This window comes from Streptomyces sp. NPDC047085, assembly GCF_040643735.1.
Classification (GTDB): domain Bacteria; phylum Actinomycetota; class Actinomycetes; order Streptomycetales; family Streptomycetaceae; genus Streptomyces.
This window is the reverse complement of the sequence record NZ_JBEYUW010000023.1, coordinates 1-14,063: the sequence shown is the minus strand read 5'-3', so window position 1 is coordinate 14,063 and position 14,063 is coordinate 1. Positions and strand designations below refer to the sequence as shown.

14 protein-coding genes and 1 tRNA gene are annotated in these 14,063 nt (G+C 71.3%); 4 read left to right on the top strand and 11 right to left on the bottom strand.

Going from position 1 to position 14,063, the window contains the following annotated elements:
• Positions 1-100 precede the first annotated feature (100 nt).
• Positions 101-176 (top strand) — tRNA-Glu (locus tag ABZ865_RS41010).
• Between the two features lie 55 nt (positions 177-231).
• On the opposite strand, the gene ABZ865_RS41005 is transcribed toward ABZ865_RS41010, so the two are convergent.
• Positions 232-1,572, bottom strand: coding sequence for a class II 3-deoxy-7-phosphoheptulonate synthase (locus ABZ865_RS41005; RefSeq protein ID WP_361242344.1), 1,341 nt, complete (start codon positions 1,570-1,572; stop codon positions 232-234).
• 136 nt (positions 1,573-1,708) lie between these two features.
• A complete protein-coding gene (locus ABZ865_RS41000) occupies positions 1,709-3,100 on the bottom strand; it encodes a PLP-dependent aminotransferase family protein (protein ID WP_361242341.1) in 1,392 nt (463 codons plus the stop codon).
• A 217-nt stretch (positions 3,101-3,317) separates the two neighbouring features.
• On the opposite strand from ABZ865_RS41000, the gene trpD reads away from it, so the two are divergent.
• On the top strand, positions 3,318-4,400 hold the full coding sequence (gene trpD / locus ABZ865_RS40995; protein ID WP_361242338.1) for an anthranilate phosphoribosyltransferase: 1,083 nt from the start codon (positions 3,318-3,320) through the stop codon (positions 4,398-4,400).
• Between the two features lie 154 nt (positions 4,401-4,554).
• Here the strand turns inward: trpD and trpC are convergent, their stop codons facing one another.
• The 9 genes from trpC to ABZ865_RS40950 all read right to left on the bottom strand — a co-directional run bounded on the left by trpC (position 4,555) and on the right by ABZ865_RS40950 (position 12,740).
• Positions 4,555-5,358: an indole-3-glycerol phosphate synthase TrpC gene (gene trpC / locus ABZ865_RS40990; RefSeq protein WP_361242336.1), complete on the bottom strand. Its 804-nt coding sequence runs from the start codon at positions 5,356-5,358 to the stop codon at positions 4,555-4,557.
• Positions 5,359-5,818: 460 nt separating this feature from the next.
• Positions 5,819-6,511, bottom strand: coding sequence for an LmbU family transcriptional regulator (locus ABZ865_RS40985; protein ID WP_361242333.1), 693 nt, complete (start codon positions 6,509-6,511; stop codon positions 5,819-5,821).
• A 336-nt stretch (positions 6,512-6,847) separates the two neighbouring features.
• Complete coding sequence (locus ABZ865_RS40980) at positions 6,848-7,600, bottom strand: response regulator transcription factor (protein ID WP_361242330.1); 753 nt, start codon at positions 7,598-7,600, stop codon at positions 6,848-6,850.
• A gap of 157 nt (positions 7,601-7,757) precedes the next feature.
• On the bottom strand, positions 7,758-8,045 hold the full coding sequence (locus ABZ865_RS40975) for a phosphopantetheine-binding protein (RefSeq protein ID WP_361242328.1): 288 nt from the start codon (positions 8,043-8,045) through the stop codon (positions 7,758-7,760).
• Positions 8,046-8,314: 269 nt separating this feature from the next.
• Positions 8,315-8,530: a hypothetical protein gene (locus ABZ865_RS40970; protein WP_361242325.1), complete on the bottom strand. Its 216-nt coding sequence runs from the start codon at positions 8,528-8,530 to the stop codon at positions 8,315-8,317.
• A gap of 201 nt (positions 8,531-8,731) precedes the next feature.
• Complete coding sequence (locus tag ABZ865_RS40965) at positions 8,732-10,078, bottom strand: SidA/IucD/PvdA family monooxygenase (RefSeq protein WP_361242322.1); 1,347 nt, start codon at positions 10,076-10,078, stop codon at positions 8,732-8,734.
• Positions 10,079-10,156: 78 nt separating this feature from the next.
• Positions 10,157-10,996: a dimethylargininase gene (ddaH, locus tag ABZ865_RS40960; protein WP_361242319.1), complete on the bottom strand. Its 840-nt coding sequence runs from the start codon at positions 10,994-10,996 to the stop codon at positions 10,157-10,159.
• 98 nt (positions 10,997-11,094) lie between these two features.
• On the bottom strand, positions 11,095-11,511 hold the full coding sequence (locus ABZ865_RS40955; RefSeq protein ID WP_361242316.1) for a hypothetical protein: 417 nt from the start codon (positions 11,509-11,511) through the stop codon (positions 11,095-11,097).
• Positions 11,508-12,740: an arginine deiminase gene (locus ABZ865_RS40950; RefSeq protein WP_361242314.1), complete on the bottom strand. Its 1,233-nt coding sequence runs from the start codon at positions 12,738-12,740 to the stop codon at positions 11,508-11,510. Before ABZ865_RS40950 ends, ABZ865_RS40955 begins: the two co-directional genes overlap by 4 nt.
• 306 nt (positions 12,741-13,046) lie before the next feature.
• On the opposite strand from ABZ865_RS40950, the gene ABZ865_RS40945 reads away from it, so the two are divergent.
• Both ABZ865_RS40945 and ABZ865_RS40940 read left to right on the top strand, forming a co-directional pair.
• Positions 13,047-13,703: an FMN-binding negative transcriptional regulator gene (locus ABZ865_RS40945; RefSeq protein WP_361242311.1), complete on the top strand. Its 657-nt coding sequence runs from the start codon at positions 13,047-13,049 to the stop codon at positions 13,701-13,703.
• On the top strand, positions 13,700-13,855 hold the full coding sequence (locus ABZ865_RS40940) for a hypothetical protein (RefSeq protein WP_361242308.1): 156 nt from the start codon (positions 13,700-13,702) through the stop codon (positions 13,853-13,855). The genes ABZ865_RS40945 and ABZ865_RS40940 overlap by 4 nt, the downstream gene beginning before the upstream one ends.
• Positions 13,856-14,063: the final 208 nt, after the last annotated feature.

The window sequence follows — 14,063 nt, the reverse complement described above, 5'->3', positions numbered from 1 at the left end:
CCGGGCGCCACGCCGAGCCCGTCCAGGCCGTAAACCGTTTTGGCGATACTCCCCGCCATCCGGTACGTTGTTCTAGCCCCGCAAGGGGCTGGTTCATACTGCCCTCATCGTCTAGCGGCCTAGGACGCCGCCCTTTCAAGGCGGTAGCACGGGTTCGAATCCCGTTGGGGGCACCACGACCAGCTGTACGCTTCAGCCCGCCTCGATGAAGGCGGGCTTTTGCGTTTGTACCTACGCCCGGTGCTGCCGGAACGTCTCGGCCAGCAGGAAGGCCAGGTCGAGCGACTGGGTGTGGTTGAGGCGCGGGTCGCAGGCCGTCTCGTAGCGGTGGTGCAGGTTCTCCTCGAGGATGGCGTTGCCGCCGCCGATGCACTCGGTGACGTCGTCGCCGGTGAGTTCCACGTGGATGCCGCCCGGGTGGGTGCCCAGCGCGTGGTGGACCTCCACGAAGCCGCGCACCTCGTCCAGGACGGCCTCGAAGTGGCGGGTCTTGTGGCCGCTGGGCGCGGTGACGGTGTTGCCGTGCATCGGGTCGCTGACCCAGCACACCGGGGCGTCCTCGGCCTTCGCCTTCTCCACCAGGGCGGGCAGCACGTCCCGGACCCGCTCGGCGCCGGCGCGGACGACGAAGGTGAGCCGGCCGGGCTCGCGCGCCGGGTCGAGGCGGTCGATCAGCCGCAGGACGTCGTCGGGCGTGGAGGTGGGGCCGAGCTTCACCGCGATGGGGTTGGCGATCTTCGAGAAGTACTCGACGTGGGCGCCGTCGAGCTGCCGGGTGCGCTCGCCGATCCACAGCAGGTGGCCGCTGCCCGCGTAGGTCCGTCCGGTGACCGGTTCGGTGCGGGTCAGGGCCGCCTCGTACTCCAGCAGCAGGCCCTCGTGGCCGACGAAGAACTCGGCGGTCGCCACGTTGCCCATGTCGACCCCGCAGGCCTTCATGAAGGCGAGGCTGCGGTCGATCTCGTCGGCCATCGCCTCGTAGCGCGCACCGGAGTCGGAGGCGGCCACGAAGCCCTGGTTCCAGGCGTGCACCTGGTGCAGGTCGGCGAAGCCGCCCATGGTCAGGGCGCGGACGAGGTTCAGCGTCGTGGCCGAGCTCTCGTACATGCGCTTCATCCGCCACGGGTCGGGGCGGCGGGCCTCGGCGGTGAACTCCAGCGCGTTGACGGCGTCGCCGCGGTACGACGGCAGCTCGACGCCGTCGCGCAGCTCGACGGAGCTGGAGCGCGGCTTGGCGTACTGGCCGGCCATCCGGCCCACCTTGACCACGGGCAGGGCCGCGGCGTGGGTGAGGACGACCGCCATCTGCAGCAGCGTCTGGAGCTTGCCGCGGATCGCCTCGGCGGTCAGCCGGTCGAAGGTCTCCGCGCAGTCGCCGCCCTGCAGCAGGATCGCCTCGCCGCGGGCGACCTGGGCCATCTTCCGGCGCAGCAGGTCGCATTCGGCGGCGAACACGAGCGGCGGCGCGGCGGAGAGCCACTGCGTCACGTCGCGGAGTTCTCCGGCATCGGGCCACTCCGGCTGCTGTGCCGCCGGAAACGCGCGCCAGGAGTCGGCGGGCGCATCATTCATCGCAAGTCCCTTTCGTCGGCCGGAACTTCATTCAGCTCAATGCGGGTGACCCGGCTCCGTCAAGCAATGGCGAAGTGGTCCGTATCGGGGCCGGGCGATTGGTCTGGCAGGGGTGCGGAACCGGTTGCCTCTCTGTTCAGCGGCGGGTGAGTTCGCCGAGGATCCGCACCGCCTCGGTGATGCCCGAGCGCGGCAGGTGGGCGTGGCCCAGGACCAGGGCGGGGGCGCCCGGCCGGGGGCGGGCGCGGAAGGCGGCGCCGCCGCGTACGGCGACGGACCGGCGCAGCGCCCCGGCGACCAGGGCGCCCTCGTCGGTGTGCCGGGGCAGCCGGAGGTAGGCGTGCAGCCCGGCGGCCGGGCCGAGGACGGCGGCGCCGGGCAGATGGCGGCGCACGGCCTCGTCGAGGGCCTCGCGGCGGGAGCGCACCTGGGTGTTGAGCCGGCGCAGATGGCGGTCGAGGAGCCCGGAGCGCAGCAGTTCCGCGAAGGCCAGCTGGGTGAGGGTCTCGCCGCCGAGGTCGTAGCGGGCGCGCTCGCGCAGCAGTCGGCCGACCAGTTCCGCGGGCGCGGCCAGCCAGCCCAGCCGCAGGCCGGGCGCCAGGCACTTGCTGGCGGTGCCCGCGTAGACGACGTGCTCGGGGGCGCGGCGCTGCAGCGCCAGCGGGCGGGGGCCGCGGGCGTACCACAGGCCGCCGTCGTAGTCGTCCTCGATGATCAGGCCGCCGGTGTCCCGGGCCCAGCGGACCAGGGCCTCGCGGCGCTCCTCGTGCAGGGTGGCGCCGGTCGGGTACTGGTGGGCGGGGGTGACCAGGACGGCGCGCAGTCCGGTGGCGGCCAGCGCGGCCACGTCCAGGCCGGCCTCGTCGACGGGCAGCGGGACGGGGCGCATCCCGCACTCCTCGGCGAACCGGCGCTGCCCGGGATGGCCCGGGTCCTCCACGCCGATGGCGTCCGCCCCGGCGCGCCGCAGCACCCCGCACAGCAGGCCGAGGGCCTGGGAGAACCCGCCGAGGACGACGATCTGGGCGGGCGCGGTCCGCACGCCCCGGGCCCGGCCGAGGTAGCGGGCCAGTTCCAGGCGCAGCCCGGGGTCCCCGGCCAGTGACGGGTAGGCGTGCGCCGAGGGCGCGGCGGCGCGCACGGCACGCTCGTAGCAGGTGAGCCACTCGGCGCGCGGGAAGGGCGGGAGGTTGGCGCCGCCCGGCCGCAGGTCCCAGCGGACGTCCGGGGTGCGGTCCTCGTCGAGCAGGGTCGGTACGACCTTCTCGCCGGGCGCGAGATGCCGTACGACGCGGGTGCCGGCGCCCTGCGAGGCCTCCAGGTAGCCCTCGGCGACGAGTTGGCCGTACGCCTCCACGACGACGCTGCGCGAGACGTCCAGGTCGTGCGCGAGGCGGCGGCTGGAGGGCAGGCGGGTGCCCGGGTGGAGGCCTCCCTGGGTGATCTCCCGCTTGATGAAGCTCTGTATCTGCGCGGTCAGGGAGACCTCGGAGTCCCTGACCACCTCGACCGCCATGTGCAGGGCCATGGCCGTGTGCTCCTTTCCGAACCGGCCGGCAATGGACCGTAGTTCCCGGGGGTCAGTGGTCTGGCGGCCGGATCGCGGGCGGCCGCAGAGTGGGCTGTGCGTGCGCGTTCCCTTCCGGCGCCCTCCTGCCCGGCTTCCTGTCCCGCCTTCTCTTCCAGTCCTTCTTTCGCATGCGTCGACGTACGTCTGAGCCCTTCGACGTCCGAGGAGAATTCACGTGAACGCCGTATCCGTGCCCGCCGGTTCACCGGCCCCGGCCTGGCCCGCTCTGCTGAACGCGCTGCTCGACGGCGAGGACCTGTCCGCGCGGGAGACCGACTGGGCCATGGACCAGGTGATGTCGGGTGACGCGGGGCCCGTCCGGCTGGCGGGACTGATGGTCGCGCTGCGCGCGAAGGGCGAGACCGTCGAGGAGGTCGAGGGGCTGGTGTCCGCCATGCGGCGGCATGCCGTGCCGCTCGACGTGCCCGGGCCGGCCGTGGACATCGTGGGCACCGGCGGCGACGGGTCGCACAGCGTCAACGTGTCCACCATGTCGGCGATCGTGGCGGCGGGCGCCGGGGTGCGGGTCGTCAAGCACGGCAACCGGTCCGTGTCCTCGCTCTGCGGCTCGGCCGACGTGCTGGAGGAGCTGGGCGTGGTCCTGGAGCTGCCGGCGGCGGACGTCGCGGCCGTCGCCGAGGAGGCGGGCATCACGTTCTGCTTCGCGCCGGCCTTCCATCCGGCGATGCGGCACGCGGCGGTGCCGCGCCGGGAACTCGGGGTGCGGACCGTCTTCAACGCGGTGGGGCCGCTGCTCAACCCGGCGCCGGACGTGGCGAGCGCGGTCGGGGTGGCCGACGCCCGGCTCGCCCCGCTGCTCGCGGGGGTGCTGGCGCGGCGCGGGTCCGGAGGTCTGGTGTTCCGGGGCGACGACGGGATGGACGAGCTGACGGTCACCACGACCTCCACGGTCTGGTCGGTCACGGACGGCGAGGTGCGCGAGGAAACCTTCGACCCGCGGGACCTCGGGATCGCCTTCGCGTCGGCGGAGGCGCTGCGCGGCGGCGACCGGGTGCACAACGCCGGAGTGGCACGGGAGGTGCTGGCCGGCGGGGCCCGGGGTCCGGTGCGGGACGCGGTGCTGCTGTCGGCGGCGGCGGGACTGGTGGCGGTCGGGGCGGAGGGTACGGGCGTCGGGTCGATCACCGAGCGGCTGGCGGTCGGAGTGGAGCGGGCCGCGGAGGCGGTGGATTCGGGCGCGGCGGAACGGGTGCTGGAGCGATGGGTCGAGGTGACCGGCAAACGGCGGTCGGGCTGACCGCCACCAGCCCCCGGGGTCCGCATCCCCGGACCCCGTCGGCCTGAACGGCCGCATCCCCGGACCCCCGTCGGCCTGAACGGCCGCGTCCTCGAACGCCGGACGGGCCGGGCATCCTCGTGCCGCCCGGCGTTCGGAGAGCCGCCGGGTGGTGTCAGGCCGTCGCCGGGGTCGAGGTGGTGGCCGCGAGGAGGTTCGTGACCGCGGTGCGGGGGTGGCCGTGGGTGACCAGGGCCTGGCCCACCAGCAGGGCGTCGGCGCCGGACTCGGCGTAGGCGAGGACGTCCTCGGGGCCGCGGATGCCGGACTCGGCGATGCGGACCACGTGCTCGGGGAGGTGGGGGGCGACCCGGGCGAAGGTGGCGGGGTCGACGTGGAGGGTCTTCAGGTCGCGGTTGTTGACGCCGATGACCGTGGCGCCGGCGGCGACCGCGATGTCCGCCTCGGCCTCGTCGTGCACCTCGACCAGCGCGGTCAGGCCGATCTCCCGGGCCTGGGCGAGGAGTTCGGACAGCCGGGCCGGGCGGAGGGCGGCGACGATCAGGAGGATGAGTTCGGCACCGTAGGCGCGGGCCTCCCACAGCTGGTACGGCTCGACGACGAAGTCCTTGCGCAGCACCGGGACGTCGACGCGGGCGGTCACGGCCGCCAGGTCCGCCAGCGAGCCGCCGAACCGGCGCTGCTCGGTCAGCACGCTCACCGCGGCCGCCCCGCCGGCGGCGTACTCGGCGGCCAGCGACGCGGGGTCGGGGATCTCGGCGAGCGGCCCGGCGGAGGGGCTGGCCCGCTTCACCTCGGCGATGACCCGCAGCTGCTCGTCCCGGCGCAGCAGCGGGGCGCAGTCACGCGGCGCGGGCAGGGCCGAGGCCCGGTCCCGCAGTTCCGCCTCGGGGGTGAGGGCCTGACGGGCGGCCAGGTCCTCCCGTACGCCTTCGACGATCTGGTCGAGAACACTCATCGCAGAGACTCCCGCTTTCGATACGGTTGTGAACAACTGGCTGAAAACTTTCGCCCAGGGGGCGGGATTGACTGGAAAGCTGCGCAGGACAGCGTGCGAATCCGTTGAATCCGACAAGCCGGACCTTACGCGCGCCACGCCGGAAAAGAGATGCAGAGGGCCGGCGAGGGAATGCCGAGAGGGTCCGAGGGAATGCCGAAGGATTACGAAGGACCCCCTCGGGATTGAAAACCGGATGAGCAACCGGATATCTTCTCTGAAGAAAGACCGAGAGCCGTCGGATACAGCATCGCGCCGCCCCGGGAATCAAGGGGATTCCGCATCAATGTTGCGTAAGGATTCGCCTCCCTCACACAAAGGCCGGCTGTCCTGGCGACAGGACAGCCGGCCGGAAGGTGAGGGTGGAAAAGGTGGTGATGAGGTGCGAGTGACGCGCGGGGCGCGGTCCGCCCCCGTCCGGTCAGCCCCCGACCCGTACCACCTCACGGACCTCCTCGGCACCGGAGAGCGAGGGGGCCTCGTCGGCGGTGGTCCCCTCGCCGGCCGCGGCGCCGGGCAGCTTCGGAGTCTCCGCGGACCGTGACTCGAGGACCTGCGTGACCTCGGACCCGCTCTCGATGGCCTGCTCGGCGGCGGAGTCCAGGATGCTCAGCACCCACTCGTCGACCTCGACGCCGCTGCACTCGGCAGCCTTGATCCAGCGCTCGAACCGGTCGGTGGGGACGGCGAGTTGCCGCACCGGCGCCACCGCCTTGGGCTTCGCGGTGCCGCCGCCGCGCGCCTCACGCACGGCGTTGCGCAGCTGCTTCGTCGTCCAGGACAGCTCCTCGGCCCGGCTGAGCCACTTGTCCTGCTCCTCGTTCGTCAGCGAGGCCACTTCGGCGTGGTGCTGGAAGGTCAGCCGCGCCCGGCGCCGCCCCAGGTCGAACCGGCGGGCCACCCAGGCGTAGTTGCGCAGCGTCTGGTAGCGCAGGCCTGCGGACTGTATGCCCTTCTCGTACCGGTCGGCGTAGTGGTCCTTCCCGTAGGTCAGCCAGTCGCCCAGCCACCACGAGGAGGAGTCCAGCACCCCCGCCAATTGGCGGCCGGCCCGCTCCCATTCCTCGAAGGTGAGGACATCCGGCAGTTGCAGACCGACGCGCGTGGTCAGCACCTGGTCGGCGCGTGGGTGACCTCTGCGCAGCCCGCTCGGAGGAGGAGAAATGAGCCGCCCCATCCTGGTCGGGCTGGATGGCGGCGCCTTCACTCCACCCTCGGAATTATTAGTCAAGATCACGTACACGACCCCCCGTCTGGTCATTTTGCACGCGTGTTGAATTGCTCGCAATTTACTCGGTCGAAATCCAGGTAAGCAGCCCCTTAGTTGCGTTGTCAAGATCACGAATGCGATCCCGGTTGCTTACCCTTTTCCTACGTTCGAGATTTCGCGATGTACATCCGCATCGGTCGCGGACCGGCCCAGCATATTACGGGCGCCAGACCAATTCGATCATGCGACTCGGTCGAGGATCCGCCGCACCGGCGCCCCGCCGAAGCCCACCGCCCGCGGAACCTGCCGCTCCTCCGCCGGCCGGTTCCGCTGGTCCGTCAGGTACTTCAGGACCGCCAGCACCCGCCGGTTGTCGTCCGGACTGCCGGGGATGCCGAGCTTGTCGAAGACGGACGCCACCCGCTTCTCCACCGTGCCCCGGGACACGATCAGCCGCTCGGCGATGGCGCTGTTGGTACGGCCCTGGGCCATCAGCCCGAGCACCTCCCGCTCCCGCTCGCTGAGCACGTCCAGCTCGCCCCCGCCGTCCGCGCCGCGCCCGCGCACGGTGCCGGCGGCGAGCTGGCCCACCATCCGGGGGTCGACGACCGTGCCGCCGGCGGCCACCTGGGTGAGGGCGTCCAGCAGCTCCCGGGCGTCGGTCATCCGGTCCTGGATCAGATAGCCCAGACCGCTGCCGTCGCCGGCGAACAGCCGTGCCACGTGCTGCGGTTCGGGTGTCGCGGAGAACAGCAGGACGCCGATGCCGGGGCGCCGGCGCCGGGCGTCGAGGGCGACCCCCACACCCTCGTCGGTCCACGTCGGCGCGAGCCGGACGTTGGTGAGGAGAACATCGGGGCGGTGCGTGGCGACCAGGGTGGGCAGCACCCGGGCGTCATGGACGACCGCGGCCAACTGGTGGCCGTGCTCGCCGAGTACGTGGGCCAGACCGGCCCGCAGGATCGCCGATCCCTCGGCGATGACCAGTCGCATGGCGCATCACTTCCTCGGCCATGGCCGGTCCGGGTCGCCCGGCCGGCTCGGCGGTATCAGGGACGAGTTCGAGGACCGGCCCCGCCAGGAGCGCGGCAGCCCGGTCACGCACGGCCTCGGCGTGCCCCCGCGGGGCACCTTCGCAGAGGTCCTCATCTCATCCGCCGACGGCCGTGGCCCCGACGGCGGCCGGACGGCCGTCCAGCAGGCCCGCCAGCTGCGACAGGGTGGGCGTACGGGCGAACTCGCTGACGCTCAGCCGCTGTTCCAGCGCGATCACCAGCCGGGCCGCGGCCCTCGACGTGCCGCCGATCTCGAAGAAGTTGTCCTCCCGCCCGATCCGTTCGACCGGGACGCCGAGCACATCGGCCCACAGCGCGGCCAGCCGGTGTTCGCTGTCGGTCTCGGGGCGCCCGGAGTTCTCACGGGTGTCTGCACCGGTCATGCGTGTCGCCTCCACTGGGATGTCCCACTCCACCGTGAGCCGCTCCGGCATCACGTCTTCATGCGACAACGACGTTATGCGGCGGCCTTATCGGCGGAATATCACGCCAGTTCCGTCACGAGCACGCATCTGCCCCGCGGCGATAAAGATCCGCGGTACGGGACCTCGAGCCACACCCTCGGGATATCGGCCTACACCCCGGCATATCTGCTCACACCCCTGGGATATCGGTCCACACCCTCGGGCCGTCGGTCCACAGCCTGGGGGTATCAGTCCACGCCCTCCAGGAGCCGCTGCAGCGCCCCCACGCGCCGGCCCAGTTCGGCGACCTCCGCGCGCAGCTCCCGCGCGTGGGTGTCCGCGCCGTCGGCCTGGGCCCGGCGGCCGTTCCAGGTGGCCGCGGTCCACAGCAGCCCCGCGGCGAGCAGCGATGTCGTGCTGACCAGCACCGACCCGGCGAGCAGCGCACCAGCCGTGGAATCCATTGTTCCGCCTCCCTCCGGGTCCGCAGCCGGACCCGCTCCCATGTGGATGCACTATGAATTTACCGAACCCGGAAAGGCTTCACCATGGAGGAAATCCTCCCTTTCAGCGGCACTTCCGGGATTTCCCGACCGTTCTTTTCCGGCACACCGACCGGCCCCCGGGAGAAGAATCCCCGGGGGCCGGTCCGGCAAAAGATGCGGTTATCCGGTGACGCCGGACCGCACGGCCCCGGCCGGCACCAGGTCCTGCTCCGCGCGGCGCCGCACGATCGAGTCCGCGATCTCACCGCTGCGCACGGCGATGTTGGACAGCAGCGACGAGGACAGGCCGTGCGTGTGCTCCGTACCGCCCTGGAGGTAGATGCCGCAGTTCAGGTCCGGGGTGGTCACCAGCCGGTAGTCGCGGGTGACCCGGTGCTTGCCCGACTCGTCGCGCAGGCAGTGCCGGTCCAGGTCGCCGAGCAGCTCCGCCGGGTCCATCGTGTCGTAGCCGGTGGCGAAGACGATCGCGTCGACCTCCAGCTTCTGCGGGCCCCGGCCGTGCGGGGAGCGCAGATGCACGGTCCGGCCGCGGCCGTTGCGCTCGACGGTGCGCACCTTGGTCAGGTTGAGGTAGTGGAACCGCTTCACGCCGGCCACCTCCTCGTCGTACGACACCTGGTAGAGGTGGCGGATGTCGGCGTCGTCCACCACGCCGTAGTTGGTGTTGCGGTGATAGCGCCAGAAGGCGTCCCGCTCCCGGTCGTCGCCGAAGTAGTAGTCGTCGACCGCGGCCGCGTCGAAGATCTGGTTGGCGAACGGGGTGTCGTCCGCGACCGAGTAGCCGTACGCGGGCAGGATCGCGTGCACCTGGGCGTGCGGGAGCTGCTCGTAGAAGAAGTTGGTGATCTCGGCGGCGCTCTGGCCGGCGCCGACCACCGCCACGCTGCGCAGCTCCTCCGGCTTCACCCTGCCGTACTTCTCCAGGAACTCCGAGCTGTGCCAGACCCGTTCGTCGCGCTCCACCCCCTCGGGCATGCGCGGGCGCAGGCCCGTGGAGATGACGATGTTGCGGGCGTTGACCACCCGGGTGCCGCCGCCCACGGCGTCGCTGATCTCCAGCTGCAGATGGTCGTCGGCCGGACTTCGGGCGGGCTCCGGTGGGCGTCGTATCGCGGTGACGGTGGAGCCGTAGGAGACGACGTTGGACATGCGCGCCTCGGCCCACTCCAGGTACTGGTGGAACTCGCGGCGGGTCGGGAAGAACTCCTTGCGGTTGACGAACTGGGCGAGCCGGTCCTGCTCGTGCAGGAAGGCCACGAAGCTGAACCGCGACACCGGGTTGCGGAAGGTGACCAGGTCCTTCAGGAAGGAGATCTGCATGGTCGCCGACGGCAGCAGCATGTTGCGGTGCCAGCCGAAGCAGGGCTGACGCTCGAAGAAGGTGGACGTGATGGGGGCGGTCAGGACGTTGGCGTGGTGCTCCTCCAACGAGATGGCCAGGGACAGATTGGCCGGACCGAAGCCGACGCCGACGACGTCGTACGTCTCGGGTTCACGCAGACTCATGATTGCTCTCCCGCTCGTGGGTGACGGTGAGGTGAAGGTGCTCGGCGTCCGGTGACACCGGGCGTGGGGCGGGGCGGTTCATGCCTCGGCCCGGTGGCGGATCTCCAACGTGCAGCACTTCACGCTGCCGCCCGCCTTGAGCAGTTCGGACAGGTCCACGCCGACGGGTTCGAACCCGCGCTCGCGCAGCTGCCGGGCCAGTCCCGTCGCGGTGTCCGGCAGGAAGACGTGCAGCCCGTCGGAGACCGCGTTGAGACCGAAGACATCGGCGTCCGCCTCGTCGACGAGGACGGCGTCGGGGTACAGCTCGCGCAGCACGGCCAGGCTCTCCGGGGAGAAGGCCCCCGGGTAGTACATGACCTCGGTGTCCGAGAGCACGGCCAGCGCGGTGTCCAGGTGGTAGAAGCGCGGGTCGACCAGGTTGAGGGTGACGACCCGGCGGCCCAGGGTCCGCTCCAGTTCGGTGTGGGCGCGGGGGTCGGTACGGAAACCGGTGCCGGCCAGGATGGTGTCGCCGAGGACCATGTAGTCGCCCTCGGCCTCGTTGACGTACTCGGCGTGGTGGACCTCGTCGTAGCCCTGCAGGGTGAACCACGCGTAGTACGCCGGGGCCTCCGCGGCGCGCTCGCCGTGCCGGAACCGGGCCACCAGCACCCGGTCGTCCACGACGGTGGCGCCGTTCGCCGAGAACACCATGTCCGGCAGCCCGTCGATCGGTTCGATCAGGTCGACGGTGTGCCCGTACTCCAGGTACAGCCGGCGTAGCTGCTCCCACTGCTCGATGGCCAGGTCGGTGTCGACCGGCTTGCCGGGGTCCATCCAGGGGTTGATCGCGTAGGTGACGTCGAAGTGGGTGGGGCGGCACATCAGGTAGTGCCGGGGGGTGGCCTCGCGGACGGGGGTGGTCGTCGGGGACAAGGCAGTGGATCCTCTCGGTCGGTGCGGTCGGTGTGACGGGGTGTCGTGCCGCGCGGGCCGGTGCGACCGCTCCTCCGCGGCGGCCTCCGGCGGCCGGCTCAGGACGCCGGGCACGGGCGGTGGTGGGGCGAGGTCGGCCCGGACGGCGCCGGGTCCGGGGCCGGTCCGTACGACACCGGACGCGGTGTCGGTTCGGACGGCGCGCGGCGCAGGGCCGTCAGGTGCGGTGCCGGGTGCCAGGGCGGGATGTACGGCCCCGGCCGCAGCGGCGTCACGTGCGAGGCGGCCAGGTGCCACGCCCGCAGGTGGGGCGAGAGGTGCCAGGCCGGTTCGGACGACGCCGGGGGCGTGAGGGGTTCCGCGGCGGGATGCGCGGCGGGATTCGTGGCGGGTTTCGTGGCGGGTTCGCACAGCTCCGGCTCCGGGGGCGCGGCCGGCTCGTACGGCTCCTCGTGCGTGACCGGTGCGACCGGTGCGGGGGTCGGCGCCCGCGGGGTCAGGGTCAGGGTGCTCATGCCGCGTCCCGCTGGATCGGGCAGCTCATGCAGCGCGGACCGCCGCGGCCCCGGCCGAGCTGGTCGCCGCGGATGCGCAGCACCTCGATGCCGTTGTCCTCCAGCATCCGGTTGCCGGCCTCGTTCACCTCGTAGGCGACGACGGTGCCCGGTGAGACGGCGAGCAGGTTGCAGCCGTCGTTCCACTGCTCGCGCTCTGCGGCGTAGGAGTCCTGACGGGTCTGCAGCACACGGACGGTGTCGAGGCCCAGCGCCGAGCCGATCGCGCCGAAGAAGTCCCGGTTCTCGGTGACGGCGGGAGCGCGGCCGGCGCCCGGAGTCAGCGTCCAGGACCGCAGGGCGTGGCGGTCGAGGCCGGCGAAGAGCGTGAAGGCGTCGGTGTCCACCATCGTCAGCACGGTGTCCAGGTGCATCAGCGCCCGCGCCTTGGGCAGTTCCACCGCGATCACGCGCTGCGCGGAGCCCGCCTGGAACAGCCGGCGCGCCAGGATCTCCACACCCGCCGGGGTGGTCCGCTCGCCGAGGCCGATCAGGACGGTGCCGTTGCCGATCACCTCGACGTCACCGCCCTCGATCGCGGCCGGCGCCATGGCCTCGCCGTCGATCCAGCGCCGCGCGCCGGCACCGGCGAACATCGGGTGGAAGGTGTAGATCGCCTCGTAGTTGACGGTCTCGCGCTTGCGGCCCGCCTTCATCATCGGATTGACCGAGACGCCGTCGTAGACCCAGCAGCTGGTGTCGCGGGTGAACAGCGAGTTGGGCAGCGGCGGCAGGATGAAGTCGTCGTCGGCAAGCAGGTCCAGGCCCAGCGAGCGGCCGTACCGCCGTTCGCCCAGCGCCTGCACCAGCTCCCGCTTGTTCAGGCCGCCCAGCAGATGGGTGGCCAGCTCGTCCGGGCCCATCCCGGCCAGCACGCGCTGAGTCAGATCGGCGAGGCCGGCGCCGAGGTGGGGCTGGCGTTCGTCCAGGATCCGGTCGAGCACGAAAGCCGTCGCCTCCTCGTCCTTGACGGTCTCGGCGAGCAGATCCCGCAGCAGATGGACGGTCGTCCCCCGGTCGCGGAGCAGTTGCTGGAAGGCGCGGTGCTCCTCCTGGGCCCGCGACACCCATACGACGTCGTCGAAAAGCAGATGGTCCTTGTTGCTCGGCGTCAGACGCTCGAAGTCCAGGCCGGGCTCGTGCAGGATCACGTGTTTCAGGGCACCGACCTCAGAATTCACATGGAACATGTTTTCTCCTGACTTCGATCCTGGGCAGTGACTCGGTCTTCGAAGCTATCCGCGCCGCTTTCCTTTTCGTTATCGAAGTCTTTTCAGCCAAAGACGGCGGGCCACCGTGGCCGAAGATCGTCGGCCGTTCCCGGCCCGCCGCCGGCCGCGCTCCCGGAGCATCCCGCTGTCGTATGCAACCGCCCGTTGTCCAGCGGTACTCGATCGCCGAAGTCCGATCGATAACGACGCGAAAAGCGGGGTCACTAGCTTTCTCGGCGTACCGCACAGCCGCAGCTCATCCGTAGCCGAGAGGAGCGGAGCACGATGTTCGTTCCACCGCCCTACCGGGAACCGGACGGTTCCTGGCTGGTCGACCTGATCCGTACCAACCCCCTGGCCCTGCTGGTGAGCAACGGCACCAGCCCGGACAGCGTCCCCTTCGCGACCCACCTGCCCGTGATCCCCGACCCGGACGCCCCGGGTGACGGACCGTCCGAGCTGGTCGGCGCCACGCTGCTCGGTCACATGAACCGCGCGAACCCGCACTGGGCGGCACTCCGCCCGGGCGCCACCGTGCTGCTGACCTTCACCGGTCCGCACGCCTATGTGTCGCCGACGGTGTACGAGAAGACGCCGGCCGCGCCGACCTGGGACTTCACCTCCGTGCACGCCCACGGGACGCTGGAGAAGATCGAGGAGGACGAGCCCGGCGAGCAGACGCTGCACGTCGTCAAGTCCACGGTGCGCGCCTTCGAGAAGGAGTTCGGCGCCGACTGGGACATGACCGAGTCGATCTCCTACTTCCGCCAGATCATGCCGGCCGTCGGCGCCTTCCGGTTCACCGTCACGAACGCCGACGGAATGTTCAAACTGAGCCAGGAACAGCAGCCCGAGGTTCGTGACCGCGTGCACCGCGCGTTCAGTGAGAGCCCGTGCACCCGGCACCGCGAGACCGCCGCGATGATGGGGAGGCTGTCGTGATTCCCCCGATGTTCGACGTGGGATTCCGTCACACGTCCATGGCGGCGGCCCGCATCATCACGACCGGTCTGCGCAGGGTTTCCAAGCGCACCGCACGCCGCCGCGTGGCGGCATCACGCAAGCAGGGCGCGCCGAATTCGGTTCTCTCGTGAGACCCGTAAGACCCGTAAGACCCGTGCGACACGCGGGACGGCCTTACCGCCGGCTTTCCACGGCCGGCCGTAATCGACCTGCTTTATCCCCCCCCCACGTTTTGAGGAGAAACTGAGATGACGAGTGCGGCGATTTCGGTTGTCGGGCTGCGGAAGGCGTATGGCGAGCACCGGGTGCTGGACGGGGTGGATCTGTCGATCCCGGCGG

Excerpts from the sequence above, each read along its gene's own strand:
- ABZ865_RS41005 (WP_361242344.1), bottom strand. The coding sequence starts at position 1,572 with ATGAATGATGCGCCCGCCGACTCCTGGCGCGCGTTTCCGGCGGCACAG.
- ABZ865_RS41000 (WP_361242341.1), bottom strand. The coding sequence starts at position 3,100 with ATGGCCCTGCACATGGCGGTCGAGGTGGTCAGGGACTCCGAGGTCTCC.
- trpC (WP_361242336.1), bottom strand. The coding sequence starts at position 5,358 with ATGAGTGTTCTCGACCAGATCGTCGAAGGCGTACGGGAGGACCTGGCC.
- ABZ865_RS40980 (WP_361242330.1), bottom strand. The coding sequence starts at position 7,600 with ATGCGACTGGTCATCGCCGAGGGATCGGCGATCCTGCGGGCCGGTCTG.
- ABZ865_RS40975 (WP_361242328.1), bottom strand. The coding sequence starts at position 8,045 with ATGACCGGTGCAGACACCCGTGAGAACTCCGGGCGCCCCGAGACCGAC.
- ABZ865_RS40970 (WP_361242325.1), bottom strand. The coding sequence starts at position 8,530 with ATGGATTCCACGGCTGGTGCGCTGCTCGCCGGGTCGGTGCTGGTCAGC.
- ABZ865_RS40965 (WP_361242322.1), bottom strand. The coding sequence starts at position 10,078 with ATGAGTCTGCGTGAACCCGAGACGTACGACGTCGTCGGCGTCGGCTTC.
- ABZ865_RS40955 (WP_361242316.1), bottom strand. The coding sequence starts at position 11,511 with ATGAGCACCCTGACCCTGACCCCGCGGGCGCCGACCCCCGCACCGGTC.
- ABZ865_RS40950 (WP_361242314.1), bottom strand. The coding sequence starts at position 12,740 with ATGTTCCATGTGAATTCTGAGGTCGGTGCCCTGAAACACGTGATCCTG.
- ABZ865_RS40945 (WP_361242311.1), top strand. The coding sequence starts at position 13,047 with ATGTTCGTTCCACCGCCCTACCGGGAACCGGACGGTTCCTGGCTGGTC.